The following is a 25,805-nucleotide window of genomic DNA, read 5'->3' as shown; positions in this document are numbered from 1 at the left end:
GGAGGCGCCGCCGCCGCCGTGGACGTGCAGGTCGACGAAGCCGGGGACGACGGTGTAACCGGTCAGGTCGAGGTCGCCGGGTTCGCTCTCGCCGCGGAGGCCAGCGATGCGGTCGCCCTCGACGGCCAGGCGGTCGCCCTCGACGACGGCGCCGGGCAGGACCAGCCGGGCCCCGGTCAGCGCGGTACGGTCACGGTCCGCGGTGGTCACGCGGTCACCTCCATGGAGAGCAGATCCCAGGCGAGCAGGCCCGCGCCCAGGGACGCGGCGGTGTCTTTGAGCATGGCGGGTACGACCTTCGGGGGCATCTGGAAGGTCAGGCGCTCGGTGACCGCCGTGCGCAGCGGAGCGAAGAGCGTGTCGCCGGCCTCGGCCAGCCCGCCGCCGACGATCACCGTGGACGGGTCGAGCAGGCTCTGGGCGAGCACGATCCCGTCGGCCAGGGCGTCGACGGCGCCTTGCCAGACCGCGAGCGCGCGGTCGTCCCCGGCGTCCACCGCGGCGGCGCAGGATGCCGCGTCGGCGTCGGGGTCGCCGCTGGCCGCGGCCCAGGCGCGGGACACGGCGGAGGCGGAGGCGAGCGTCTCCAGGCAGCCGCGGGCGCCGCAGCCGCACTGCGGTCCGCCCGGGCGGACCACGACGTGGCCGATCTCGCCGCCGTAGCCGTGGGCGCCGGCCTCGATCCGGCCGCTGATGCCGATGGCGCCGGCGATGCCGGTGCCCAGCGCGACGAACAGAAAGCGGTCGACGCCCCGGCCGGCGCCGAGCCGGCCCTCGGCCAGGCCGCCCGAGCGCACGTCGTGGCCGAGCGCGACGGGGATGGCGGTGTCGTCGGGGCCGGCCAGGCGCTCGCCCAGCAGCTTGCGCAGCGGGAGGTCCCGCCAGCCGAGGTTGGCCGAGTAGACCGCGATGCCGTTCCTCTCGTCGATCGTGCCCGGGACGGCCACGCCGGCCGCGAGCGGAGCGACGCCGAAGCGGCTTCGGCCCTCGTCCGCCAGGCCGGCGGCGAAGTCGAGGATGGCGGCGACCACGGCGTCCGTGCCGTGCTCCCGCCCGGTCGGTCGGCGTGCTTCGAACAGCACGGAGCCGTCCTGGGCGAGCAGCGCGGCCTTCATGCCGGTGCCGCCTACATCGAGTGCGATGACGTGCTTCACGGAGGACAGTTTCCCTTGGTCGGGTAGAAGAGGTCTAGTCCAGTTGTCGGATTGGTCTGGTCCAAACGAGGTGAGCTTTGTCGCAGATGAGTGCGGTGTGCGGGGCTTTGTGCCGGACGCCGGACGTTCACTTTCTGTTGCGCATCGTGCAATGACCTCCGCACTTCGATAACTACTCGGCGGGTGCGGCGGAGTGGTGTGGACCACTGCCCGGTGGATTTGGCAGTGTTGCGCGTCCCCCTCCCGGATTTCCCCGTCCGGACGCAGTTCTCCCTGAAGGCGGTACCCGCGTTGAACAGGCGCGCCCACGTTCCCACCCGCGTCCTCGGTGCCGCGCTGGCCGGAGCACTGGTGCTCACCGCCGTCAGCGCGTGCGGCGGGCAGGACGGCGGGCCGGTCACCCTCAAGCTGGTCGCCGCCGACTACGGGGAGAGCGCCGAGACCAGCTCCAAGCTGTACTGGGACGAGGTCGTGCGCGGCTTCGAGGCCGCCAACCCCGGCATCAAGGTCGACGTCGAGGTGGACAGCTGGACCGACATCGGCAAGAAGGTCGACGACATGATCGCGGCCGGCAAGTCCCCCGACCTGCTGCAGACCGGCGGCTTCGCCGACCAGGTCGCCGCGGACCGGCTGTACCCGGCCGCCGACGTGCTCTCGATGGACACCCAGGCCAAGTTCCTGGACACCTTCGCGCACGCCGGCCAGGTGATCGGCACCCAGTACGGCATCCCGTTCGTGTCCTCCTCCCGGGTGCTCTTCTACAACAAGGCGATCTTCCGCCAGGCCGGCATCACCCAGCCGCCGACCACCTGGAACGAGCTGCGCCAGGACGCCGAGAAGATCAAGGCCAAGGTGCCGGGCGTGACCCCGTACGGGCTGCCGCTCGGGCCGGAGGAGGCCCCGGCCGAGTCCATGCTGTGGACGCTGAGCGGCGGCGGCAGCCTCTCCGACGACGTCGGCAACTACACCATCGACAGCGCCCAGAACCAGGCCACCTTCGGCTGGCTGAAGAACAACCTGGTGAGCACCGGGCTGACCTATCCGGACCCGGGCAAGATGAACCGCACCCCGGTGTTCCAGGACTTCGCGGCCGGGAAGGTCGCGATGCTGAACGGGCACCCGACGCTGCTGCGGATGGCCACCGCCGGGAAGATCGACTTCGGGACGGCGGCGATCCCGAAGAAGGACGGCGTGGGCAAGACCGGCAGCCTCGGCGTCGCGGACTGGATGATGGCGTTCAAGGCCAACGGGCACAAGAACGAGATCAAGAAGTTCCTGTCCTTCGTCTACACCCGCGACTACCAGCTGAAGTTCGACGAGCAGTACAACCTGCTGCCGGTCACCCAGGACGCGTTCACCCAGATGACCTCGGACCCGAAGCACGAGGACCTCAAGCAGTTCGCGGTCGGGCTCACCAACGCCAGCTTCTACCCGTTCGGGGACCCGGCCTGGGGCGAGGTCAGCAACCGGATCAAGGCCGGGATCGGCGAGTCCGTCACCGGGGACCCGAAGCAGGTGCTCACCGGGCTGCAGGACGCGGCGGTCAAGGAGGCGGCCCGGGTCCGCAAGTGAACCCGGGCCGGGGGGCTGAGGCGGCTGAGGCGTCCGAGGGGTTTCGGGGCTCTCAGGGGAGGGTGATGGCGTAGGCCTTGCGGAGCGTCTCGTGGACGGTCCAGGTGGTCCGGTCGCCCTCGCGCAGCACGGCGCAGTCGCCCGGGCCGACCTCCAGGGTCGGGCCGCCCTCGATCTCGATGGTGGCCCGGCCGCTGAGCACCACGAACATCTCGTCCGCCTCGGTGTCGGTGACCACGCCCGGGGTGATCTGCCAGATGCCGCGCAGCTGGCGGCCGTCGGGGGACTCGGACAGGACCCGGCCGGAGACCTCCGGGGTGCCGGAGACGATCTGGGCCGGGTCGAGCGGGTCGGGTTCGAGGTCGGCGGTGGGGATGTGCACGGCGAAGCTGGGCGTGGTCATACCGCCGACGCTAGCCGGGGCGGCCGGGCGCCGGGGGGCGCAGAGTGTGTCGGGCTCACGCGCGAGAATGACACTCCGTAGTGACGGCGGAGGTGGCCTGGTGGGCGAGCTGAGTGAGCGGGACCTGGCGGTGCTGGCCCTGGAGGGGCGGCAGTGGCGGACGGCCGGGGCCAAGGAGCGGGCGATCCGGGAGGAGCTGGGGCTCTCCTCCACCCGGTACTACCAGCTGCTGAACGCGCTGCTGGACCGGCCGGAGGCGCTGGCGCACGCCCCGGTGCTGGTGAACCGGCTCCGGCGGATCCGGGAGGCCCGGCGGGCCGCGCGGTAGCGGGCCGGGGCCACGGGGTATGGGCTCGGGCATGGGCTTCGAGGAGATGGTGACGCCGACCACCGACGCCGGCCGGGACGGCCTCCGGGCGATCCTGGCCGGGCCGGATGACGCGGTGATCGCGCTGGACTTCGACGGGACGCTGGCGCCGATCGTCCCCGATCCGGACCGGGCCAGGGCGCATCCGGGGGCGGCGGCCGCGCTGCGGGCGCTGGTGCCGCTGGTGCGGGCCGTGGTGGTGGTGACCGGGCGGCCGGCCGCGCTGGCGGCGGAGTACGGCGCCTTGGCCGGGCTGCCCGGGGTCGTGGTGCTCGGGCACTACGGCGCCGAGCGCTGGGAGGGCGGCGAGGTGACCGCGCCGCCGGTGCACCCCGGGGTGGCCGGGGCACGGGCGGCGCTGCCGGGCCTCCTGGCGGCGGCGGGGGCGCCCGAGGGGACGTGGGTGGAGGACAAGGGGCGCTCGCTGGCGGTGCACACCCGGCGTACGGCGGCACCGGAGGAGGCGCTGGAGCTGCTGCGGGCGCCGGTCGGCGAGCTGGCGGCCGGGCACGGGCTGGTGGTGGAGCCCGGGCGGCTGGTGCTGGAGCTGCGGCCGCCGGGGGTGGACAAGGGCGCGGCGCTGACCGGCTTCCTGCGCGAGCGCGGGGCCCGTTCGGTGCTGTACGCGGGGGACGACCTCGGGGACGTGGCGGCCTTCGCGGCGGTGGAGAAGCTGCGCGGTGAGGGGGTGGCGGGGCTGCTGGTGTGCAGTGGAGCGGTGGGGGACGCGCCGGTGCGCGAACTCGCCGACCGGGCGGACCTGGTGGTCCCGGGCCCGGCCGGCGTGGTGGGGCTGCTGGCGGCGCTGGGGGAGGCCCTCAGCTCGGGTTGAGCCGGGTCACCGCACGTCGAATCGGGTCACGGCGCGTCGGGCCGGGTCACCGCACGTCGAGCCGGGTCACCGCACGTCGAGCCGGGTCACCGCGCGTCGAGCTGGTTCACAGTGCGTTGAGCTGGTCGAGGAACCACTGCTGCGGGGGCAGCGCGGTGGCCGCCGCGGCGAGCCGCTTGGTGCGGTCGGCGCGCTCCTCCGCCGGCATGGTGAGGCCCGCGTGCAGGGCGTCGGCGGTGGCGATGACGTCGTACGGGTTGACGGTGAGCGCGTCCTCGGCGAGTTCGGCGTACGCGCCGGCCTCCCGGGAGAGCACCAGGGCGCAGCCGTGGTCGGAGACCACCGGGACCTCCTTGGCGACCAGGTTCATGCCGTCCCGGATCGGGTTGACCAGGGCCACGTCGGCGAGCCGGTAGGCGGCCAGGGAGCGCGGGAAGTCGTCGTCGACGTGCAGGATCAGCGGCTGCCAGCCGGGGGTGGCGAACTCCTCGTCGATCTCCCGGGCGAGCCGGCGCACCTCGTCGGTGTAGGCGCGGTACTCGGCGAGGTCGGTGCGGGAGGGGTAGGCGAAGGCGATGTGCACCACCCGGTCGTGCCACTCGGGGCGGGTGCGCAGCAGGTGCCGGTAGGCCTGGAGGCCGCGGACGATGTTCTTGCTCAGCTCGGTGCGGTCGACCCGGACGATGGTGCGGCGTCCGCCGACGGCCTCGCGGAGGGTGGCGAGACGCTCGTCGACGTCCGGGCGGTGGGAGCGTTCGCGCAGGAAGTCGGCGTCGGCGCCGAGCGCGTGGACGCCGAGGTGGGTGGTGCGGCCGGCGTGGGTGACGGTCATCGCCTCGTGGTCGACCTCGGCGCCGAGCAGGTCGGCGCAGCAGTCGGCGAAGGCCAGGGCCCAGCGGCGGGTGAGGAAGCCGGCCCGGTCGGCGCCGAGGATGCCGGTGAGGACGGCCTCGGCGACGTCGTCGGGCAGCAGCCGGAAGTACGCGGGCGGGGCCCACGGGGTGTGCGAGAAGTGGCCGATCCGCAGGTCGGGGCGGAGGGCGCGGAGCAGGGCCGGGGTCAGCGAGAGGTGGTAGTCCTGGACCAGCACGGCGGCCCCGGGTGCGGCCTCGGCGGCCAGCGCCTCGGCGAAGGCGGTGTTGTAGGCGCGGTAGGCGGCCCACTCGGTGCGGAACCCGGCGTCGAAGACGGGGGCGGTGGGGGTGGCGTAGAGCAGGTGGTGGACGAACCAGAGCGTGGAGTTGGCGACGCCGTTGTAGGCGCGGGCGAAGGTTTCGGGGTCGATGTCCAGCATGCGGACGGCCTGGCCGCCGACGTCGTGCCCGGCGAGGTCGAGCCGGCCGTGCGGGGCCTGTCCGGCGGCCTGCCGGTCGGCGGCGCCGAGGGCGGCGCAGACCCAGACGGCGTCGGGGTCGTCGATGGCGGAGAGGCCCGAGACCAGGCCTCCGCCGCCGCGTCGGAGGGTCAGCGTGCCGTCGTCCGAGGTGCTGAACGACACCGGTCCCCGATTGGATGCCACCAGGACGGGGGCGGTGCCGGTCGCACTCGAACGTTCGGTCGTGAGATCGCCCATGGTTGGTACGTTGCCGTGGCTCCGGTGTGGCAAACCCTTTCGGCGGGCGTTCAGTGCCGGGTCGCGTACTCGGGCACGGTGTGCATCGGGGGGCGTTCGAGGGCGGTCACCGGGTGGGTGTGGGCGGTGAACTCCCGGGTCTGCGGGTCGCGGGTGAACTGGGTGAGCAACGGGTGGACCAGGTCGGCGGAGGCCTTCAGCCGGTGGGTGCGGTCGAGGCGCTCCAGGGCGGTGCGGTAGATGGTCGCCGCCATCCGGCCGAGGGCCTGGCCGTCCTGGTGCCGGTGGTGCCGGACGCCGACGTCCACCTGGGCCAGGGCGTCCAGCCCGACCGTCTCCAACGCGTCGACCAGCAGGCCGAGTTCGACGCCGTAGCCGGTGGGGAAGGGGAGTCGTTCGAGCAGCGCGCGGCGGGCCGCGTACTCGCCGCCGAGCGGCTGGACGAAACCGGCGAGTTCCGGCCAGTGCAGGTTGAGCAGCGGGCGGGCCACCAGTTCGGTGACCCGGCCGCCGCCGGACGGGACGACCGCGCCGTCGCCCGCGCCGGAGCCGCCGACCGACACTTCGAGCGGCCGGTCGTACATGGCCTTGACCAGCTGGATGTCCGGTTCGGTGAGCAGCGGGCCGAGGATGCCGGAGACGAAGGTCGGGTCGAACTCGCGCAGGTCGGCGTCGACGAAGCAGACGATGTCGCCGCGGGTGACCAGCAGCGAGCGCCAGAGCACCTCGCCCTTGCCCGGGGCGGCGGGCAGCCGGGGCAGGATCGCGTCGCGGTGCTCCACCCGGGCGCCGGCCCCGGCGGCGACGGCGGCGGTGGCGTCGGCCGAGCCGGAGTCGACCACGACGAGTTCGTCGACCAGCGGGAGGCGCTCCATCAGCTCGCGGCGGATGGTGCGGACGATGTCGCCGACGGTGGCCTCCTCGTCCAGCGCGGGCAGCACCACGCTGACCGTCTGGCCGGTCCGGCGCTTGGCCTCCAGGAGGGCGTGCACCGGCCGGTCGGCCGCGCTCCACGAGCGGCGGCGCAGCCAGGACGCCGCCTGGGGGAGCAGCGCGGGGGTCGGTTCGGCGGGCACGGGACTCTCCTCGGCGGGGTCGGGTGGGACGCGCCATCTCGCGTGGCGGACGATCCCTTTCGGGGTTGACGCCTTCGGATACAGTCTTCGTACAGCGGTCGGACCTTTGCACATCGGGGTCGCCGTTCAGCGCCACCACAACTTCACAAGCTCATCCAGAGGGACTGAGGGAACGGCCCGTTGACGTCCCGGCAACCTTCTCGCGCGGCTGTCCGTCGACAGGCCCCCCGCGGGACAGGTGCCAATTCCGGCCTGTGGCGCGACCGTGCCACGGGGAAGATGAGGAGAGAGGCCTCCGCCATCATGGCTATCGACACCGTCGCACCCGCTTCCGTTGACCTCGGCCCCGCCGCCGCGCTGTCCTGTCGCGAGTGCGGCACCCGCTTCCCGCTCGGTCCGAGCTTCGCCTGCCTGGAGTGCTTCGGCCCGCTGGAGATCGCGTACGAGTTCGGTGGCGAGGACGCCGAGGCGCTGCGCCGGCGGATCGAGGCCGGTCCGTCCTCGATCTGGCGCTACGCGCCGCTGCTGCCCGTCCCGGCCGACGTCGCCACCAAGCCGAACCTGAACCCGGGTTGGACCCCGCTGGTCAAGGCGGACAACCTGGGCCGCGAGCTCGGCTTCACCGCCCAGCTGCACATCAAGGACGACTCGGGCAACCCGACCCACTCGTTCAAGGACCGCGTGGTGGCCTGCGCCATCGAGGCCGCGCGGGCGTTCGACTTCACGACGCTCTCCTGCTCCTCCACCGGCAACCTGGCCGGCGCGGTCGGCGCGGCGGCCGCCCGGGCCGGTTTCAAGTCCTGCGTGTTCATCCCGCACGACCTGGAGCAGGGCAAGGTCGTCATGGCCGGGGTGTACGGCGGCGAGCTGGTCGGCATCGAGGGCAACTACGACGACGTGAACCGCTTCTGCTCGGAGCTGATCGGCGACCCGGCCGGCGAGGGCTGGGGCTTCGTCAACGTCAACCTGCGCCCGTACTACGGCGAGGGCTCCAAGACGCTGGCCTACGAGATCTGCGAGCAGCTCGGCTGGCGGCTGCCGGAGCAGATCGTCATCCCGATCGCCTCCGGCTCCCAGCTGACCAAGATCGACAAGGGGCTGCAGGAGCTGATCAAGCTCGGCCTGGTCGAGGACCGGCCGTACAAGGTCTTCGGCGCCCAGGCGGCGGGGTGCTCGCCGGTGTCGGCCGCCTTCAAGGCCGGCCAGGACGTGATCCGCCCGGTCAAGCCGGACACCATCGCCAAGTCGCTGGCGATCGGCAACCCGGCGGACGGCCCGTACGTGCTGGACATCGCCCGGCGCACCGGCGGCGCGGTCGAGGACGTCACCGACGCCGAGGTGGTGGACGCGATCCGGCTGCTGGCCCGGACCGAGGGCATCTTCGCCGAGACCGCGGGCGGGGTGACCGTCGGTGTGCTGAAGAAGCTGGTCGAGACCGGCCAGCTGGATCCGGCCAAGGAGACCGTCGCGATCAACACCGGCGACGGCCTGAAGACCCTGGACGCCGTGGCCGACTCCGGGATGACCGCCGTGATCCGCCCGACGCTGGCGTCCTTCCGCGACGCCGGTCTCGCGTCCGCCTGAACCCCCCACCCCGCTGGGTCGCACCCGCTAGGAGAGCCATGAGCGCCAACGTCCGTATCCCCACCATCCTGCGCACCTACACCGGCGGCGCCGCCGAGGTGGCCGCCGAGGGCGCCACCCTGGGCGAGGTCATCGCCGACCTGGAGAAGAACCACGCGGGCATCTCGGCCCGCATCCTGGACGACGCCGGCAAGCTGCGCCGCTTCGTCAACGTCTACGTGAACGACGACGACGTGCGCTTCGCCGAGGGCCTCGCGACCGGCATCACGGACGGCGCCAGCGTCTCGATCATCCCGGCGGTGGCCGGCGGCTGCTGAGCCGCGACCCCCGCCCCGGCGGCGCCCGCCCGCGCCGACCGGACAGGCCCTGGTTTCGACCGGCCGTCCCGCGTACGGAATTGCGTTCTCCGTGCGCGCGGGCGGCCGGTCGCATTTCGGCGGGAATATTTCGGGGTCGAGTCGGAGTAGAGTGTGGCTCGGTTGGGAACAGGGCTTCCCCTCATCCCCGCCCGTGAATCGCCGGAGTTCGTCCGGCTGCTGGGACCGGCTGCTGGGACCGGCCGTTGAGACCGACCGGGTGCGGGACCGTGAAACATGTCAGGCAGATGTCAGAATTCCCGCGGGGATTTGTTGTAATCCGTCCGCTATGTCCGGCGTGAAATGCCGAATTCCTCCCGGTTTGGCCCGTCCTGTCCTTTGGTGTGGTGCCGGAATTCCCCGCAGCTGACCCTGTTGCAGAGGGCGTCGATCCGGATACATTCAGCCGCGGTCGACGTAATCACCCGCTCACGGGGCGCCGTCAGGCGCCCTCGCGGAGGATTGCGGCGTGCACGGCTGCGCCCAGGGGGGGTTCCCCGGGCCGGCCTTCAAACCAGACCCGGGCCCGCGACCTGCGGGCGCGTGAAGGGCCAGCACAGCACTAGGGGAGTTCGGAATGGCTCAGGGCACCGTCAAGTGGTTCAACGCGGAGAAGGGCTACGGCTTCATCGCGGTCGACGGTGGTGCGGACGTCTTCGTCCACTACAGCGCGATCCAGATGGACGGCTACCGCACCCTCGAGGAGGGCCAGCGGGTCGAGTTCGAGATCTCCCAGGGACAGAAGGGCCCGCAGGCGGACATGGTCCGCGCGGCGGTCTGACCTTCCTTCTCCTCCAGGAGCTCGGCACGGCCCACGGCTGGTGACCACTCGCTTCTCGGCGGGCCCGTACGACACGCGTCGTACGGGCCCGTCGGCGTTCCCCGGCGGGGAGTTGCGGGGCCCGGCGGGGGCGTGCCCGGCGGCTCGCGGGATCGCGATTGGGCTTGCACTCGACCACCCGGAGTGCTAATCATTGGCGTTAGCACTCACAGCGTGAGAGTGACAGCGGACCGGGTCGGTGAGGCCCCCGGGAGCGGTAGGGGAAAGGACCCCCGCACACCAGGGCCGTCCGTCGCGGGCACCCCTTGGTCCGAGCAGTCGACCGTGTCCCGGAGGACCACTTCTGATGGCCAAGATCATCGCCTTTGATGAGGAAGCTCGCCGCGGCCTTGAGCGTGGCATGAACCAGCTCGCCGACGCAGTGAAGGTCACGCTCGGCCCCAAGGGTCGCAACGTCGTGCTGGAGAAGAAGTGGGGCGCCCCCACGATCACCAACGACGGTGTCTCCATCGCCAAGGAGATCGAGCTCGAGGACCCCTACGAGAAGATCGGCGCGGAGCTCGTCAAGGAGGTCGCCAAGAAGACCGACGACGTCGCGGGTGACGGCACCACCACCGCCACCGTGCTGGCCCAGGCCCTGGTTCGCGAGGGTCTGCGCAACGTCGCCGCCGGCGCCAACCCGATGGCCCTGAAGCGCGGCATCGAGAAGGCCGTCGCCGCCGTCTCCGACCAGCTGCTGGCCCAGGCCAAGGACGTGGAGACCAAGGAGCAGATCGCCTCCACCGCCTCCATCTCGGCCGCCGACACCCAGATCGGCGAGCTCATCGCCGAGGCCATGGACAAGGTCGGCAAGGAAGGCGTCATCACCGTCGAGGAGAGCAACACCTTCGGCCTGGAGCTTGAGCTCACCGAGGGCATGCGCTTCGACAAGGGCTACATCTCCGCCTACTTCGCCACCGACCTGGAGCGGATGGAGGCGTCCTTCGAGGACCCGTACATCCTCATCGCCAACTCCAAGATCGGCTCGGTCAAGGACCTGCTGCCGCTGCTGGAGAAGGTCATGCAGAGCGGCAAGTCGCTGGTCATCATCGCCGAGGACGTCGAGGGCGAGGCCCTGTCGACCCTGGTCGTGAACAAGATCCGCGGCACGTTCAAGTCCGTCGCCGTCAAGGCCCCGGGCTTCGGCGACCGCCGCAAGGCCATGCTCGGCGACATCGCCATCCTCACCGGTGGCACCGTGATCTCCGAGGAGGTCGGCCTCAAGCTGGAGAACGCCGGCATCGACCTGCTGGGCCGCGCCCGCAAGGTGGTCATCACCAAGGACGAGACCACCATCATCGATGGTGCCGGTGACGCCGACCAGGTCGCCGGTCGCGTGAACCAGATCCGCGCCGAGATCGAGAACAGCGACTCGGACTACGACCGCGAGAAGCTCCAGGAGCGCCTCGCCAAGCTGGCCGGCGGCGTGGCCGTCATCAAGGCCGGCGCGGCCACCGAGGTGGAGCTCAAGGAGCGCAAGCACCGCATCGAGGACGCCGTCCGCAACGCCAAGGCCGCCGTCGAGGAGGGCATCGTCGCCGGTGGTGGCGTCGCGCTGCTGCAGGCCGGTGTCGCCTTCGACAAGCTGGAGCTGGACGGCGACGAGGCCACCGGTGCCAACATCGTCAAGGTCGCGCTGGAGGCCCCGATCAAGCAGATCGCGACCAACGCCGGCCTGGAGGGTGGCGTCGTGGTGGAGAAGGTGCGCAACCTCCCCGCCGGTCACGGCCTGAACGCCGCCACCAACGAGTACGTCGACCTGGTCGCCGCGGGCATCATCGACCCGGCCAAGGTCACCCGCTCCGCGCTGCAGAACGCCGCCTCCATCGCGGCGCTGTTCCTCACCACCGAGGCCGTCATCGCCGACAAGCCGGAGAAGGCCGCCGCGGCCGCCGGCGGCGGCATGCCGGGCGGTGACATGGACTTCTGATCCCGCTGGGATCGGACGGTTCGGATCGTTCGCGAGGGCGGTCTCCCCGACGGGGAGGCCGCCCTCGCGGCGTTCGGGAGCCTTCGCGCGTTCGGGAGCCTTCGTGTGTTTGGGAGAATGGACGGATGGCTGCTGACGACATCGAGACCGCTCTGCACAACGCCCGGGCACTGATCCTGGCCGACCTGACCGCCCGGGACGTGGCGGAGGCCACCGTGGTGTCGCTGGTGGAGCAGGCCGTGACGCACCGGCGCTGGTGGCTGGAGCAGTGGCCGGACGGCACCGACTACGTGCTCGGGCTCGTCGCCCAGGACGTCCAGGACGCGCTGCTGGAGGCGTACGGGCGCTGGCCGCTGTGCGCCGAGTGCGCGGCCGACGGTGACCCGCACGCGCTGAGCGTGGAGCCGGAGCTGGGGCCGGAGCCGCACTGGGTGTGCGGCAAGCAGGGCGCGGTGGTGGCGCCGGTGGGGAAGCTGGCCTAGTAGTCCTCCGAGTCAGGAATCCCGACCTGAGTCGGCCGTGCTGGTACCGGACGAGCGCGGGCGGGTTTTGCTCATGTACCAACCCTCGACGCGGGGGCCTACGAGGTCGGACGGCCAGCCCGCCGTCTCGACGGCGGCATCGTAGACGGCGTCACCGAACGCCACAATGCCCTGGTGCGGGTCCGCTGTCTCCCTGAGCTTGGCCCACGGCAGACGAACCAGACCGGCGTCGGGATGCCAGGCGGCGCCCTCAACACCCCAGGACCGGCCCCCGAGACCGTCCGGCTGGGGCCAGATGTACGCGTACATGCCGACGTCCGGCGCCTGGGCATCCCCGAAGGAGAATCCCACCGACACGTACGCGTCGAGCTGGGCGTTCTGCATGAACGGCGGCTGGTGGGGCGTCGGCACGGTGGGCTGCGCCCGGTAACGCGTGGCGGACAGGTCGAAGCCGCCCCACATCACACCGACCCGGGGGCGGTATCCCAGGAAGGGGGCCTGCCACGCCTCGAGCCCGTCAGCGGCGAGGTTCAACGCTGTCCAGATCAGCCGGGCCGCGTCGCCGTCCCAGGTGCGTTCGACGTGATCGTCCTCGAAGTGCGGCGGGGCATCCGGAATCTCGCAGATCAACGAGCTGCGCGGTCGGTGTATGCCGAGCTCGTCCGCCGCATCGCAGAAGGACGCATAGAACATGGCGACTGATCCCTTGGACAACGGGACCGTCCGCGAGCCATTGTCGGACTCGATGACCACGCCACCGTCGAGCAGGCTGTAGTGCACCGAGAAGGTCACGCCTCGCTGCCGAAGGGTTGGCGTACTGAGCCCCCGGGGGGTGACATCGAGGACGATGTTTCCCCAGCCGACTTCGAAGGGCTCGTCGAGGGTGTACTTGCCTGCGACCTGCACCACCCGGTTCACGTAGTCGACCATGGGCGCCAGATCCTCATGGACCAGCATCGGCCACGTACTGACACGTTCGCTCACGGAGAGCCTCCCAGCGTGTCGATGGGATCAGCGGGAGGGGACGTCAGGTGCCGCGCCCGCTCCCCCGTGCAGCGTCGGGCGGGCCTCGGACACCGAACTGCGATCCAGTACCCAATTCTCACACGCAGGTCAGGGTCCTGCCCGGTCGGTGTCGCCGGGCGTCCGACCGACATGCTGGGCCAGCAGCCGGGATGCGGTGGTCGACCGAAGAGTTCGGTCCGCCTCGGCCCGGGCGCGCTGCATCACGAAACCCAGGCGGGTTGCAGGTTACCGAGACACGCTCCCTGGAGGCCGTCGAGTTCGGTCGCCAGGTTGGCGCGGGCGGGGGCGTCGAAGCGCGCGTGGGCGGCCGGGGTGCGGTAGAGCGCGGGGAGCGCGAGCAGCTGTCGCAGGATCGCCGAGCGCCCGGCGCGGAAGTCCGGTTCCGGGACGAACGCGTACTCCGCGCGGACGGCGGCCGCGTACGCCGCGTACGCCTCGGGGGTGCCGCCGAGGACGGCGAGGTCCGCGTCGCAGAGCACCTCGCCGTCGCGGTCGCCCGGCTCGGGGTGGTGGTCGACGGTGAGCAGGACCAGCCGCTCGACCTCGGCCACCCGGGCGGCGGGCAGGCCGGCGGCGGTCAGCGCGCGGACGGCCAGGGCGGCGCTGCGCTCCTCGTTCTCGGAGCGGTCGGGCCGGTAGACGGCGTCGTGGAACCAGGCGGCGAGCCGGACGGTGTCCGGGTCGTCGGCGTGCCCGGCGAGGTCGTCGACGTGTCGCAGGACCGCGTGCAGGTGCTCGGGGGTGTGGTAGCGCCGCTGGGGCTCCGACCAGCGGCGCAGCAGCTCGCGGCCGTACGGCTCGGGGTCGGTCGTGGCGGCGCGGCGGTGCAGCAGCGCCGTCCACTCGGCGAGCAGTCCGGGGAGCGGTCCGGCGGTGAGGTCCTCGGTGGTGGGCATGGGGGACATTGTGGCGGGCGGGCCGGGCACTGGACCTATAGGTAGGTTGACGATATATGTAGTCGTATGACAGAACGCTCGATGCAGGAGCCGACGCTACTGCTGCTCACCGCGCTGGCGGACGCCCCCAGACACGGCTACGCCCTCATCCAGGAGATCGCCGCGATTTCCGACGGTCGCGTCAAGATGCGCACCGGCACCCTGTACGGCGCCCTCGACCGACTGCTCCAGCAGGGGCTGATCGAGGTCGCCGCCGAGGAGGTCGTGGACGGGCGGGCGCGGCGCAGCTACGCGCTGACCGACGCCGGCCGGACCGCGCTGGCCACCGAGGCGGAGCGGCTGCGGGCCGTCGCCACCGAGGCCGAACGCCGGCTCGCCAACGTCCGGTTGGCGATGCAGGCGGGGCCGAAGGGCCTGTTCACGAGGAGGGGGTTCTTCGCATGACCACGCCGACGATGGGGACACCGGCCGCCGCGCTGCGGGCCGTGCTGCAGCTCTACCCGGAGTACTACCGGCGGGAGCGGGGCGAGGAGATGGCCGCGGTGTTCGCCGACACCACGGCGGAGGCGAACCGGTCGACCGTCGCCCGCGAGGTGTTCGACCTGGCCCTGTACGGGCTGCGGGTGCGGCTCGGGCTGACCGGCTCCTCGATGAGCGGGCGGGTGCTCGCGCTGGCCGCGCCGATGGCCGCCGGGGCGCTGGCCGGCGCGGGGCTGCTGCCGTGGGTCGCCGATCCGGACCAGGCCGCCTGGCGGCTGACCTGGGACCACTCGTACAACACGTACGCCATGACCATCGCGCCGCCGGTGATCGCGCTGCTGCTCGGGGTCGCCGCCCTGCTGGGGCGCTGGACGGCGGTGCGGGTCATCGCGGGGATCCAGGCCCTCTTCGCGCTGGCCACCCTGGCGAAGGCCGCCGTGGCGCCGGGCTTCGTCGACGTCTGGTGGGTGGGGTTCACCGGCATGACCACCCTGCCCGCCGTAGCCGCCGCGCTGTTGCTGTTCGCGGCGCCGACGGAGTTGCTGCCCAGGGCCGGTTGGCGTGCCGCGGGGCTGGTGCTGGCCTCGGTGGTCGGCGGCGGGGCGCTGGTGGCGCTCCTGCGCTGGGACGACTCCAGCTTCCCGCTGGACGTCCAGTGGTTCGCGGTGCTGCTGATCGTGCCGGTGCTGCTGACCTTCAGCGCGCGGCGCGGGCGGGTGGCGCCGGCGGCCGTGGGGGTCGCGATGCTGTCGCTGACGACCTTCGCCGGCCTGTTCAACGTCTGGCGCACGTCCGGCGGGATCTCGATGACGCTGCTGATGTCGGTGCCGGTGGTGCTGCTCCTGGTGGCGGCCGCGAAGGCCGTGCGCCGGATCGGGACCGGCGGCGGGGTCGGCGGGGGGACCGGCGGAGGTGTCGGCGGAGTCGGCGGAGACGCTGACGGGGGCTCTGGGAACGGGCGCAGCCTGGCGTGACCGGAAGACGACGCAGGGCTCGCCGGGGCCGGTCGGATGTGGCAGGCTGTCTGATATGTCTAGACCAATTTTCGAAGTCATCGCGTTGACGCCCCAGGATGCCCGGGCCGCCGAGTCGGGCGGCGCCGACCGGCTCGAACTGGTCACCGACATGGCCTCGGACGGGCTCACCCCGTCCGTCGAGGACTTCGCCCGGATCAGGGCCGCCGTCGGCATCCCGCTGCGCGTCATGCTCCGGATCCGGGACGGCTTCGCCCCCGGCGACCTGGACGACCTGGCGGCCCGCGCCGCCGTGCTGCGGGCCGAGGGTGCCGAGGAGTTCGTCCTCGGCTTCCTCGGCGCCGACGGCGCGGTCGACCTGGCCGCCACCACCGCCGTCGCCGAGGCGGTGGCCGGCTGCCGCTGGACCTTCCACCGGGCGATCGACCACAGCGCCGACCGGGCCGCCCTGCGGGCCGCCGTCGGCGCGCTGCCCGGGCTGGACACCTTCCTCACCTCGGGCGCGGCCGCCGGGGTCGACGCCGGGCGCGAGGTGCTGCTGGCGGAGCTGGCCCGTGCGGGCGAGCCCGGGTACGGGCAGCGGATCCTGATCGGCGGCGGCCTGCGGGCCGAACACCTGAAGGGGCTGCGGGCCGAGGGCTTCGACGCCTTCCACGTCGGCGGCGCGGTGCGGGCCGACGGCTGGCGGACGTCGGTGGACGCGGCCAAGGTGGCCGAGTGGCGGGCGCTGATCGACGCCTGAGCGCGTCCCGGGAGGGGCCGGTCCCGTTCGCGGGGCCGGCCCCCGCCGTCTACCGGCGCAGCTGCTCGGGCAGCGGTTCGCCGTGCAGCACCGTCAGGCCGGAGACGGCCCGGGTGAGCGCCACGTACAGCCGCCGCAGGCCGGTCCGCTCGTCCGGTTCGCCGGCGATCACCGCGGCCGGCTCGTCCAGCACCACGTAGTCGTACTCCAGACCCTTGGCCAGCGAGGCCGGGACGAGCGTCAGCCGGGCCTCGGCGCTGGTCTCGGTGCCGGGGGACAGGTACGGCAGGCCGGCCTCGGCCAGCGCCTCGGCGAGCACCGGGATCCGGGCGTCGGCGGCGATCAGCCCGGTCGAGCCCTCGTGCTCCAGCGCCTCCTGGCAGGCCGCGAGGACGGCGGCCACGGACTCCCCGTCCGCGACGGGGCGGATCGTCAGCGAGCCCGGGGCGTCGCGGACCGAGGTCGCCGGGGCCAGGCCCGGGGCGATCGCCGGGAGCAGCCGGGAGGCGTACGCGATGACCTCCTCCGGCACCCGGAAGCCCTTGGTCAGCTCCTCGACGTGGGCGTCCGGCTTGCCCAGGTGGTGCAGCGCGTCCGGCCAACTCGCCGTCGCCCACGGGGTGGTGCCCTGGGCGAGGTCGCCGAGGACGGTCGCCGAGCCGGTGGTGCAGCGGCGGCCGACCGCGCGGTACTGCATCGGGGAGAGATCCTGCGCCTCGTCCAGCACCACGTGCCCGAGCGAGGGGGTGCGTTGCACCAGGTCCGTCACCTCGTCGACCAGGACGGCGTCGGCCTGCGTCCAGCGGGCCGTCTTCACCGAGCGCCCCGGCTTGGGCCAGCGCACCGCCTGCTGCTCGTCCGCGGTCAGCACGCCCTCCGCGCAGGCGGCCAGGAACTCCGGATCGGAGAGCAGCCGCAGCACCAGCTTGGCCGGATCGACCGCCGGCCAGCACTCCTTGACCATGGCCTTGACCGCGGCGTTGCGGGCCACCGCGTCCTGCACCCGGTCGTCCGGGGCCTCGCCGCCCTGCTCCATCTTCAGCAGCACGGCGTGCGCGATCCGCTGCGGCAGGGCGTCCCTGGCGGCGCCGTAGCGGATCTCGCGGCCCTTCAACTCCTCGATGATCTCCACGAGTTCGTACACCGGAACACGCCAGCGGCGGGAGCCGCGGACCACCACGCAGGGCTCGGTGGGCAGCGCGATGCCCGCCCGCACCGCCCGGCGCAGCACCTCGGCCATCCGCGCGTCGCCCTTCAGCCGGGCCGCCTGCGGGTCGTCCTCGCCGCGCACCTCGACGTGCCCGACCAGCTGCTGCACGGTGGCCTGGGCGACGTCCAACTCGCCCAGGGCCGGGAGCACCTGCTCGATGTAGGAGAGGAAGGCGTTGTTCGGCCCGATCACCAGCGTGCCGGTCCGGGCCAGCCGCTCGCGGTGCGCGTACAGCAGGTACGCGACGCGGTGCAGGCCCACGGCCGTCTTCCCGGTGCCGGGGGCGCCCTGGACGCAGATGGTGCCCGTCACGTCGGAGCGGACGATCTCGTCCTGCTCGGGCTGGATGGTGGCGACGATGTCGCGCATCGGGCCGACGCGGGGCTTCTCGATCTCGGCGGCGAGCAGGGCGGAGGCGGTGTCCGTCTCCGCCGGGTCGCTGAGGTGCTCGTCCTCGTAGGCGGTGAGCTCACCGCCGGTGTAGCCGAAGCGGCGGCGGCGCTCGACGTCCAGCGGTTCGGTGCGGCTGGCCCGGTAGAACGGCTGGGAGACCGGCGCGCGCCAGTCGATCACCATCGGGTCGCCGTCGGCGTCGTGGACGTGCCGGCGGCCGATGTAGAAGCTCTCGCCCCCGCCCGCCCGTCGCCCGCCACCGCCCTTGCCCGGCGCGCTTCGCGCGGCACCTTCCCTTTCGCTCAGCTCCTCGCTGATCGCGTGCAGGTAGTCCAGGCGGCCGAAGAACAGCGGGGTGTGCGAGAGGTCGGCGAGGGCGGCGATCCGGGCCTCGATCTGGTTCTGGAGGACGGCGGCGGACACCCAGGTGCCGGTCACGTCGCGCAGGTCCAGCGACTGGACGTCCTCGCGCATCGCCCGCAGCGCGGACCGGGAGGCGGCCAGGTGGTCGCGTTCGCGCTGGAGGGGGTCGGTGGTGGGGGTGGCGGGCACAGCGAACCTTCCCGGCTGCCCCGGAACCGGGCGCAGCGGATCGATGGAGCTCACAGTGGGTACAGCCGACCGGTTGCCGTGCGGTCGGCGCCTCCCCCGGCTGCCTGCGCGACTTCAGCAGGTACCACGGTTCGGGAGGGGGCAGACGGACGATCTTAGACCCGCGTGCCTCAGGGTTCCAGCCCCGCAGGTCTCGGGGTTCTCCGTACACCGGGAGGACGACCTCCGGCTCGGCGGGTACGGCCTTTGGGGTGATGTGTCCGGCGTGTCCGGTACCTACTGTGGGAGACATGAGCACCGTACACGCGGCGCCGCGAGTGCCGACCCAGAAGTCCGTCCCGACCGTCCCGACCGCCCCCGCCGGCTCCACCGCCGTCACCGCGCCCGGTGGCCGCCGCCGGGGCCCCCTGGTCACCGCCGTCCGCAACCTCGGCATCGCCCTGGACACCGCCGCGCGCGTGGTCTTCCTCGGGCGCGACGGTGTCCGGTACTGAGCCTGCTCACCGGCCTGCCGGCGGATGGTGAGCCCGACTACAGCACGTCGTCCGCGTCGATGATGCGGTACGCGTAGCCCTGCTCCGCCAGGAAGCGCTGCCGGTGGGCGGCGAAGTCCTGGTCTACGGTGTCCCGGGCGACCACCGAGTAGAAGTGCGCCGAGTGGCCGTCCGCCTTGGGGCGCAGGACGCGGCCCAGGCGCTGGGCCTCCTCCTGGCGGGAGCCGAACGTCCCGGAGACCTGGATGGCCACGGTGGCCTCGGGCAGGTCGATCGAGAAGTTCGCGACCTTGGAGACCACCAGGACGCCGATCTCCTTGTTGCGGAACGCGTCGAACAGCTTCTCGCGCTGGGCGTTGCTGGTCTCGCCCTTGATCACGGGCGCGTCCAGTACCTCGCCGAGCTCGTCCAGCTGGTCGATGTACTGGCCGATGATCAGCGTCTGGTCCTTCTCGTGCTTCTTCACCAGCGCCTCCACCACCCGCCGCTTGGTCGCCGTCGTGGCGCAGAAGCGGTAGCGCTCCTCGGGCTCGGCGGTGGCGTAGGACAGGCGCTCCGAGTCGGTCAGGGTGACCCGCACCTCGCAGCAGTCGGCGGGCGCGATGTAGCCCTGCGCCTCGATCTCCTTCCACGGCGCGTCGAAGCGCTTGGGCCCGATCAGGCTGAACACGTCGCCCTCGCGGCCGTCCTCGCGCACCAGCGTCGCGGTCAGGCCCAGGCGGCGGCGGGCCTGCAGGTCGGCGGTGAACTTGAACACCGGCGCCGGCAGCAGGTGTACCTCGTCGTAGACCACCAGGCCCCAGTTGCGGGCGTCGAACAGCTCCAGGTGCGCGTAGACGCCCTTCCGCTTGGTGGTCATCACCTGGTAGGTGGCGATGGTGACCGGGCGGATCTCCTTGCGCGTCCCGCTGTACTCGCCGATCTCGTCCTCGGTGAGCGAGGTGCGTTTGACCAGCTCGTGCTTCCACTGGCGGGCCGAGACGGTGTTGGTGACCAGGATCAGCGTCGTCGACTTGGCGTGCGCCATCGCGGCCGCGCCGACCAGCGTCTTGCCGGCGCCGCAGGGCAGCACCACGACGCCCGAGCCGCCGTGCCAGAAGCCCTCGACGGCCTGTGCCTGGTACGGGCGCAGCCGCCAGCCGTCCTCGTCCAGCTCGATCGGGTGCGCCTCGCCGTCCACGTACCCGGCGAAGTCCTCGGCCGGCCAGCCGAGCTTGAGCAGCACCTGCTTGATCTGGCCGCGCTCGGAGGGGTGCACCACCACCGTGTCCGGATCCACCCGGGCGCCGACCAGCGGGACGATCTTCTTGGAGCGCAGCACCTCCTCCAGCACCGGCCGGTCGGTGGTGGTGAGCACCAGCCCGTGCGTCGGGTGCTTGAGCAGCTGGAGCCGCCCGTACCGGCCCATGGTGTCGGCCACGTCCACCAGCAGCGCGTGCGGCACCGGGTAGCGCGAGTACGTCACCAGGGCGTCCACCACCTGCTCGGCGTCGTGCCCCGCCGCCCGCGCGTTCCACAGCCCGAGCGGCGTCACCCGGTACGTGTGCACGTGCTCGGGCGCGCGCTCCAACTCGGCGAACGGCGCGATGGCGCGACGGCAGTCGGCGGCCTTGGGGTGATCGATCTCCAGAAGAAGAGTTTTGTCGCTCTGGACGATGAGCGGTCCGTCGTTCACACGCGTCCCTTTTCGGCGGGTTTGCTTGGGCCCGGATGCGGTCGCCCAAACCTCCAGTCTGCCGCATCGGAACCGATGCCGTGCCGGCCTTGAGCGCCAAGGCCATCGGCTCCTGCCCCGGTGGTGCGTTCGCCCGGTCTTGTGTCGAAGACGCGTGACACGAGTGAGGGAATCCTCGTCGCCGACCTCTTGGAAGACTGGTCTTCCCGACCCCGGGCGACCCGGGTGGACGTCATTCTCCCTTGGTCCTGATCAGGATTCTTCTGGTCTCCTCTGCGACGAGCAGGTTCTCCTCGTCGTTGGTTTCCTGGAGGACGGCTTCGGCGACGGTGACGGCTTCCAGGGCCCTCTCGACCTGACCGGCATCCCCGAGTGCCTGGGCAAGGGCGCAACGTGCGACGGCTTCGCCGTGCCGGTCGCCGCTGGCCCGGTAGCACTCGACCGCGTTCTCGCCGGCGGCGATCGCTTCGTGCGGCCGCTGCATTCCCCGCAGAGCAGTGGCCAGATTGGCGAGTGCCATGCCCTCCTCCGGTCGGCTGCCGAGAGCGCGGAATCCTTGAACGGCGAGCTCAAGCGAGGTAGCGGCGTCAGCGAACCGGTCGGCGTGGATGAGCGCGAGGCCGAGGTTGTTCCGGGCCAGCGCCTCGCTGTGGGGGGCACGCGTCCGGCGGAGGGTTTCGATGGCGCCCTCGTGCGCATCGATCGAGGCGTCCAAGCGGTCCATCCGGCGCAGAACGAGGCCGAGGTTGGTGAGTGCCATACCCTCGCCGTGGTGATCGCCGACCGCTCGCAGAATGGCCACCGCCCGGGTGAGCACGACCGCTGCGTCGTCGTGGAGCCGGAGTTCCATGAGCACCAGCCCGAGATCGACCAGCGTTCCGCCTTCGCTGCCGACATCTCCGAGCAGCCGGTAACGGGCGACAGCCTGTTCAAGGGCGTCGCGAGCCTCCCCGAATCGTCGCAACCCGGTGTACGGAACACCCAGATACCTCAGAGCATCCGTCTCGGCGGTTGATGATCCGGCCGCACGGGCGGCATCCAGGGCGGCGAGGCCGATGGTGATCCAGTCTTCGAAATACCGATGGTGATGGAGGTATCCGCTCAGCGACAGGAGCAGGTCCCAGGGGGCTGACCGGTGCCCCAGGTCCCATGCGTTCCTGGCCGCGGCAACGAGGTTGTTGCGTTCGTCGTCGAGCCAGCCGTGCGCTTCGCCGACGGTGGTGAAACGAGGAGTGAGCGGGGGCAGCGAGGCCAGCCACCTGCCCGCCGCCCTGGATGTCTCCACGTAGTGGTTCAACAGTCGGTCCACAGCTGCTGCCCGTGCGTTGCGGGAGATCGGCGAGCAGCGCGGAAACGATGCGCAGGGCCAGGGGGAGGAAGCCGCAGAGCCGCACCAGCTCGGTGGCATCGTCGGGTGCGCGGTCGACCCGTTTGTCGTCCGTTCCGCGAGACGTTTGAAGGGCTCTGCCGAGGAGCTGCACGGCGTCACCCTCGGTGAGCACGGAAAGGTCGTACAGCCGGGCGTCGAGACCAGCCAGAATGTGCCGGGACGTGACGAGAGCAGGGATGCGGCTGTCGGCGGGCAGCAGCGGTTCGACCTGTTCCGCAGTGTCGGCGTTGTCCAGCACCAGCAGGACGCGGCGGCCCTGGTCCGCATACGACGCCAGTACCGAACGGTAGAGACGGGTCCGACCCTGCACGTCGGAGGGCACGTGCTCATCGGGAATGCCGAGGGCCCGCAGAAGGAAGCCCACGGCGCTGTGCGGGGTGATCCGGCGTGCGGTCCGGCAGCTGCTGTGAGTGACCGTGGTGCGGGTCGCTCGTTGAGCCGGGCATGAAGAAGTCGAAGCGCGTTCTCACCGCTCTCGCCCTGATGGGCACGGCCTTCGCGGCCACCGCCTCGTCCGCCGGTTCCGCGCACGCCCTCGCGGGGATCGGGGAGGGGCCCGGCGGGCTGCTCGCGGCGCCCGGATTCCTGATCGCCGACCAGGTCGGTGGCGGCTCGCTGCCGGTCGGGCAGGGGGAGATCGGCAGCCTGGCGGACAAGGCGGTCAAGGAGAAGATGAAGGAGTCGCAGGGGCACTGAGCCCGGTCCTGCCGCCGGGGTTACTCGTCGAGCTCCGCGACGCCGGTGATGCGGTGGAGGGCGAAGGTGCGGAGCTCGTCGGCGTGGTGGTCGAAGGCGGTGACGAAGCCGCCTTCGACCTTGACCGGGTCGATGATGCGCTGGCTGGCGATGCCCTCGGCGTTGAGGTAGCCGATCCACATGCGTTCGCCGAGCAGGACGGCGGTCTGCAGGGCCGCCAGGGTCTCGGCGGCGGCGGTGCGGGGGAGTTGGCGCGGGTCGGGGGCGGGGTCGCGGCGGCTGGCGGTGGCGGCGCGGTCGCCGGCCCGGATGGCCTTGATGGCGGCGGCGAGCAGGGTGTCGTCGGGGGTGGGCGGGCCGTCCGGGACGGGCGTGGGAGCCGTGCGGGGCGGGGTGCGGTGGCTGTCCGGGCGGGTGATCAGGACGTCGCCCTCGGCGGACTCGGCGGCCGGGGCGTAGCCCATGGTGCGCAGGGCGGCGAGCAGGACGTCCGGGGCGGCCTGGGCGGCGAGGACGGTGGGGGCGAGCAGCCGCAGTCGCAGGTCGGCGGAGCGGCGGTCGGCGAGGACCTCGTTCAGCAGGGCCGGGTCGTCGCAGCGCAGGTAGGAGGAGGCGGCGCCGACCCGCAGGATGCCGTGCCGGCGGGCGACGTCGTCGATCAGGTAGGCGAGCGGCTGCGGGACGGGCGTACGGGAGTGCTGCTCCAGGAAGGTCCGCAGGTCGGCGGCGGTGCGTCCGGCGTCCAGGGCGCGGCGGACGGACACCGGGGTGAAGCGGTAGACGGTGGCGCCGCCCTTGGACTCGATGTCGGCGCACAGGGCGAGGGCCTGGGCGAGCGGGGTGAGCAGCGGGCCGGGGGCGATCGCGGTGAGGTCCGGCTGGAGGATCACGTGGTCGAGCGGCTGCGGCAGCAGCGGGGCGAGCACCTCGGCCGGGTCGGACTCGGCGGTGAGCAGGGCGCGGGCGGGGGCGGCGAGGGCGCCGCGGCCGGTGACGCCGAGGAGTTCGGCCTCGGCGAGGGTCCAGGTGGTGAGGTCGTCGCGCAGCTCGTGGCCGTCCGGGCCGGTCGGCCCGCCGCGCAGCGGGCGCTGCCAGCGCAGGGTGGGCAGGAGTTCGGCGGCGGTGGCCGGGGTGCCGGGCGGGAGCTCGGCGAGCAGCGCGAGGGTGGCGCGGCGGACGGACGGGGCCAGGGTGCGGTCGAGTTCGGGGCCGAGGGCGGCGCGCGGCTTGCCCTTGCCGTCCGGGGTGCCGGTGAGGGCGGGGACGCGGGTGGCGGCGAGCCAGGCGCGGGCGAGGGCGGACCAGCGCTCGGCGGTGTCCTGCTGGAGCCAGGTGTCGTAGGCCGGGGTCGGGGCCCAGCGTTCGTCGGCCTCGCCGTCGGGGGCCAGTAGCCCGGCGGCGTAGGCGAGTTCGAGCCAGAAGGCGGCCTGCTGCTCGGTGGTCTCCAGGGCCTGGGCGGTGCGCTTGAGGTCGCGGACGCCGAGGCCGCCGGCGCGCAGGGTGAGCGGCGGGGTGAGGCCCCAGAGGTCGAGGAGTTCCTCGACGGTCTTGACGGCGGTGTGGGCCTGGCCGGCCGCCGCGCCGTCCACAGCCTGTGGATCGCGCGGGGCGGCGGCCGGGGCGGGCTCGGGCTGGACGGGTTCGACGGTGCGGTGGGTACGGCCGCCGCGCAGGTGCAGGGCGAGTTCGCGGGGCAGGACGACGCTGCCCGGCCCGCTGGGCAGCAGCAGGCCGCGGGCGAGCAGCCACTCGACCGGGCTCTGCGCGTCCTCGGCGGTGACCGGGCGGGTGGCGTCCGGGACGGTGCCGGTGGGCGGGCCCCAGACCAGCCGCTCCAGCAGCCGCAGCGCGGCCTCGGGGGCGGTGTCGAGCAGCGCCGTGCAGCGGGCGCGGTCGTTCAGCAGGGCGGTGAGCGCGGCGACGGCGGTGACCGGGTCCGGTGTGGCGGGCTGCCCGGCGGAGGTGAGCAGCTGCTGCAGCCGGGCCGGGGACATGCCGATGGTCGCGTCGGCGAGGGTCGGGCCGAGGCCGGTGCGGCCGGGGTTCGCGGCCGTCGGGGCGAGTGCCTCGCGGACGGCGAGGACCAGCCGCAGGCCGTTGTCCGGGCCCCAGACCAGCGCCCGGTCCCGCAGGGTGGCGATCGCCCGGGGGAGGGCGGCGGTGACGGCGGCGCGGTCGGCGGGCGTCAGCGGGGTCGCGCCGGGGTGCGGCTTGACCTTGGCCGGACCGGTCAGCAGGGTGCGGACGGTGGCGATGCCGGTGCCGTCCGGGGTGGTGGCCAGGGCCTCGGCGACCTGGAGGGTGAAGCGGTCCAGGCGCTCCAGGGCGCGCAGCGCCGAGGCGCGGGAGGAGAGCCGGGCGGACAGCTGGGTGAGGTCGCCGGGGACGGGGTTGAGCAGGTCGGGGCGGGAGCGGAGCAGGGCGGCGAGCGCGTCGTCGGGGCGCGCGCGCAGCTCCTCGGCGAGGGTGCGGGGGCCGGCGGCGGACCTGCCCTGGCGTTGAGGGCCCTGCTGTGTGGTCATTCGACCTAGGTTAGTCGGGTGTGCGGACGGTGGGGTGTCCGTCCGGCGGCGTGCGGTGGTGTGCGCGTGGGGTCCGTCGTCTAAACCCCCGCCTGCGCGCCGACGCTCCCCCAGCCTTCGGCCGGGAGGTGCCCCCGTCCTCCTCCGCGCGATTCGCGCGCCCCGACGCCGGCCCGCCCGTCCTCCGGGCGGACGACGGGGGTTCGAAGACGGGTCCTGGACTCGCGTGGGCGGGGGCGGGGTGGGTAGCGTCACGGCCGAGGGTGGTTCGGTGGGCCGGGGTTCGGGCGCGAGGCGGGGTGTCGGTGATGACGGACGGCGAGTGGTGGCGCAAGAGCGGGCCGTGGAGCGACCGTTCGGGGGGTGGGTCGGGTTCGTCGGGCGGGTCCGCCGGGCGGCCTGGCGCGTCCGGTGACGGCGGCGGCTCCGGTGCTTCCGCTCCTTCTGGTGCCTCCGACGCGGACAGCGTGTACGACTCGGCCCCGCCGGCCGGTGGGACTCCCTCCGTACCGCTGGACCCGCCCCGGCCGACGCGCGCCCCTACGGCCGGCGCTCCGCCCGTAGCGCTGGACAAGCCGCCCGTCGGCGGGCCGATCGGCGGGGTCG

The 25,805-nt window shown here is 72.8% G+C and carries 24 protein-coding genes, 1 pseudogene and 1 riboswitch; of the genes and pseudogenes, 14 read left to right on the top strand and 11 right to left on the bottom strand.

The window, feature by feature from the left end; translation table 11 throughout:
* Positions 1-210: pseudogene (locus ACIO5E_RS30695) on the bottom strand (N-acetylglucosamine-6-phosphate deacetylase); the annotation flags it as partial.
* The gene (locus ACIO5E_RS30690) at positions 207-1,154 is read right to left on the bottom strand and encodes an ROK family protein (RefSeq protein WP_400674091.1); all 948 of its coding nucleotides are present in this window, start codon (positions 1,152-1,154) and stop codon (positions 207-209) included. The pseudogene ACIO5E_RS30695 and the gene ACIO5E_RS30690, both read right to left, overlap by 4 nt.
* Positions 1,155-1,445: 291 nt before the next feature.
* Between ACIO5E_RS30690 and ACIO5E_RS30685 the strand changes: the two genes are divergently transcribed.
* Entirely contained in the window at positions 1,446-2,726 is a 1,281-nt protein-coding gene (locus ACIO5E_RS30685; protein ID WP_400674089.1) for an extracellular solute-binding protein, read from the top strand.
* 52 nt (positions 2,727-2,778) lie between these two features.
* Here ACIO5E_RS30685 and ACIO5E_RS30680 read toward each other — a convergent pair whose 3' ends face one another.
* The gene (locus ACIO5E_RS30680) at positions 2,779-3,129 is read right to left on the bottom strand and encodes a cupin domain-containing protein (protein ID WP_400674087.1); all 351 of its coding nucleotides are present in this window, start codon (positions 3,127-3,129) and stop codon (positions 2,779-2,781) included.
* Positions 3,130-3,196: 67 nt separating this feature from the next.
* Here ACIO5E_RS30680 and ACIO5E_RS30675 point away from each other — a divergent pair, with 67 nt between their 5' ends.
* Together ACIO5E_RS30675 and otsB are read left to right on the top strand one after the other, a co-directional pair.
* Positions 3,197-3,457: a DUF3263 domain-containing protein gene (locus tag ACIO5E_RS30675; protein ID WP_400674084.1), complete on the top strand. Its 261-nt coding sequence runs from the start codon at positions 3,197-3,199 to the stop codon at positions 3,455-3,457.
* 31 nt (positions 3,458-3,488) lie between these two features.
* Positions 3,489-4,328, top strand: a complete 840-nt coding sequence (gene otsB / locus ACIO5E_RS30670) for a trehalose-phosphatase (protein WP_400674082.1) — start codon at positions 3,489-3,491, stop codon at positions 4,326-4,328.
* A 106-nt stretch (positions 4,329-4,434) separates the two neighbouring features.
* Here the strand turns inward: otsB and ACIO5E_RS30665 are convergent, their stop codons facing one another.
* Both ACIO5E_RS30665 and ACIO5E_RS30660 read right to left on the bottom strand, forming a co-directional pair.
* Positions 4,435-5,901: a trehalose-6-phosphate synthase gene (locus ACIO5E_RS30665; protein ID WP_400674080.1), complete on the bottom strand. Its 1,467-nt coding sequence runs from the start codon at positions 5,899-5,901 to the stop codon at positions 4,435-4,437.
* A 50-nt stretch (positions 5,902-5,951) separates the two neighbouring features.
* On the bottom strand, positions 5,952-6,953 hold the full coding sequence (locus ACIO5E_RS30660) for a glucosyl-3-phosphoglycerate synthase (protein ID WP_400674122.1): 1,002 nt from the start codon (positions 6,951-6,953) through the stop codon (positions 5,952-5,954).
* Between the two features lie 172 nt (positions 6,954-7,125).
* A riboswitch (SAM riboswitch) is annotated at positions 7,126-7,263 on the top strand.
* A gap of 17 nt (positions 7,264-7,280) precedes the next feature.
* Here ACIO5E_RS30660 and thrC point away from each other — a divergent pair.
* From thrC to ACIO5E_RS30635, 5 genes are all read left to right on the top strand, one after another.
* Positions 7,281-8,561 (top strand): threonine synthase, encoded by a 1,281-nt coding sequence (thrC, locus tag ACIO5E_RS30655; protein ID WP_400674078.1) that lies wholly within the window; start codon positions 7,281-7,283, stop codon positions 8,559-8,561.
* A 38-nt stretch (positions 8,562-8,599) separates the two neighbouring features.
* On the top strand, positions 8,600-8,878 hold the full coding sequence (locus tag ACIO5E_RS30650) for a MoaD/ThiS family protein (RefSeq protein ID WP_400674076.1): 279 nt from the start codon (positions 8,600-8,602) through the stop codon (positions 8,876-8,878).
* Between the two features lie 616 nt (positions 8,879-9,494).
* Entirely contained in the window at positions 9,495-9,698 is a 204-nt protein-coding gene (locus ACIO5E_RS30645; protein ID WP_030289665.1) for a cold-shock protein, read from the top strand.
* Between the two features lie 346 nt (positions 9,699-10,044).
* Positions 10,045-11,667 carry a chaperonin GroEL gene (groL, locus tag ACIO5E_RS30640; protein ID WP_280678804.1) on the top strand — a complete coding sequence of 541 codons (1,623 nt, stop codon included), beginning with the start codon at positions 10,045-10,047 and terminating at the stop codon, positions 11,665-11,667.
* 125 nt (positions 11,668-11,792) lie between these two features.
* The gene (locus ACIO5E_RS30635; RefSeq protein WP_400674073.1) at positions 11,793-12,149 is read left to right on the top strand and encodes a hypothetical protein; all 357 of its coding nucleotides are present in this window, start codon (positions 11,793-11,795) and stop codon (positions 12,147-12,149) included.
* Between the two features lie 12 nt (positions 12,150-12,161).
* Here ACIO5E_RS30635 and ACIO5E_RS30630 read toward each other — a convergent pair whose 3' ends face one another.
* Both ACIO5E_RS30630 and ACIO5E_RS30625 read right to left on the bottom strand, forming a co-directional pair.
* Positions 12,162-13,133 carry a DUF5996 family protein gene (locus ACIO5E_RS30630; RefSeq protein WP_400674070.1) on the bottom strand — a complete coding sequence of 324 codons (972 nt, stop codon included), beginning with the start codon at positions 13,131-13,133 and terminating at the stop codon, positions 12,162-12,164.
* 242 nt (positions 13,134-13,375) lie between these two features.
* Positions 13,376-14,071, bottom strand: coding sequence for a hypothetical protein (locus ACIO5E_RS30625; protein ID WP_400674067.1), 696 nt, complete (start codon positions 14,069-14,071; stop codon positions 13,376-13,378).
* A 66-nt stretch (positions 14,072-14,137) separates the two neighbouring features.
* On the opposite strand from ACIO5E_RS30625, the gene ACIO5E_RS30620 reads away from it, so the two are divergent.
* From ACIO5E_RS30620 to ACIO5E_RS30610, 3 genes are read left to right on the top strand one after another with little or no spacing between them, the layout of a single operon-like run.
* On the top strand, positions 14,138-14,515 hold the full coding sequence (locus tag ACIO5E_RS30620; protein WP_400674065.1) for a PadR family transcriptional regulator: 378 nt from the start codon (positions 14,138-14,140) through the stop codon (positions 14,513-14,515).
* Positions 14,512-15,525: a hypothetical protein gene (locus ACIO5E_RS30615; RefSeq protein WP_400674062.1), complete on the top strand. Its 1,014-nt coding sequence runs from the start codon at positions 14,512-14,514 to the stop codon at positions 15,523-15,525. Before ACIO5E_RS30620 ends, ACIO5E_RS30615 begins: the two co-directional genes overlap by 4 nt.
* Before the next feature lie 55 nt (positions 15,526-15,580).
* A complete protein-coding gene (locus tag ACIO5E_RS30610; RefSeq protein ID WP_400674060.1) occupies positions 15,581-16,267 on the top strand; it encodes a copper homeostasis protein CutC in 687 nt (228 codons plus the stop codon).
* Positions 16,268-16,316: 49 nt separating this feature from the next.
* Here ACIO5E_RS30610 and ACIO5E_RS30605 read toward each other — a convergent pair whose 3' ends face one another.
* Positions 16,317-18,344, bottom strand: a complete 2,028-nt coding sequence (locus tag ACIO5E_RS30605) for a HelD family protein (protein WP_400674120.1) — start codon at positions 18,342-18,344, stop codon at positions 16,317-16,319.
* A 368-nt stretch (positions 18,345-18,712) separates the two neighbouring features.
* Between ACIO5E_RS30605 and ACIO5E_RS30600 the strand changes: the two genes are divergently transcribed.
* Positions 18,713-18,916: a hypothetical protein gene (locus ACIO5E_RS30600; protein ID WP_400674057.1), complete on the top strand. Its 204-nt coding sequence runs from the start codon at positions 18,713-18,715 to the stop codon at positions 18,914-18,916.
* A 37-nt stretch (positions 18,917-18,953) separates the two neighbouring features.
* Here ACIO5E_RS30600 and ACIO5E_RS30595 read toward each other — a convergent pair whose 3' ends face one another.
* Positions 18,954-20,591 carry a DNA repair helicase XPB gene (locus ACIO5E_RS30595; protein WP_400674054.1) on the bottom strand — a complete coding sequence of 546 codons (1,638 nt, stop codon included), beginning with the start codon at positions 20,589-20,591 and terminating at the stop codon, positions 18,954-18,956.
* A gap of 232 nt (positions 20,592-20,823) precedes the next feature.
* The gene (locus ACIO5E_RS30590) at positions 20,824-21,888 is read right to left on the bottom strand and encodes a tetratricopeptide repeat protein (RefSeq protein ID WP_400674051.1); all 1,065 of its coding nucleotides are present in this window, start codon (positions 21,886-21,888) and stop codon (positions 20,824-20,826) included.
* A gap of 28 nt (positions 21,889-21,916) precedes the next feature.
* Here ACIO5E_RS30590 and ACIO5E_RS30585 point away from each other — a divergent pair, with 28 nt between their 5' ends.
* Complete coding sequence (locus tag ACIO5E_RS30585) at positions 21,917-22,429, top strand: hypothetical protein (protein WP_400674048.1); 513 nt, start codon at positions 21,917-21,919, stop codon at positions 22,427-22,429.
* Positions 22,426-22,677: a hypothetical protein gene (locus ACIO5E_RS30580; RefSeq protein WP_280678786.1), complete on the top strand. Its 252-nt coding sequence runs from the start codon at positions 22,426-22,428 to the stop codon at positions 22,675-22,677. Before ACIO5E_RS30585 ends, ACIO5E_RS30580 begins: the two co-directional genes overlap by 4 nt.
* A gap of 20 nt (positions 22,678-22,697) precedes the next feature.
* On the opposite strand, the gene ACIO5E_RS30575 is transcribed toward ACIO5E_RS30580, so the two are convergent.
* Positions 22,698-25,199 carry a helicase-associated domain-containing protein gene (locus ACIO5E_RS30575; RefSeq protein ID WP_400674045.1) on the bottom strand — a complete coding sequence of 834 codons (2,502 nt, stop codon included), beginning with the start codon at positions 25,197-25,199 and terminating at the stop codon, positions 22,698-22,700.
* Positions 25,200-25,805: the final 606 nt, after the last annotated feature.

Source organism: Kitasatospora sp. NPDC087314 (assembly GCF_044744365.1).
GTDB lineage: Bacteria > Actinomycetota > Actinomycetes > Streptomycetales > Streptomycetaceae > Kitasatospora.
Note: the sequence above shows the minus strand (reverse complement) of the source record. Positions and strands in the feature narration are given on the sequence as shown.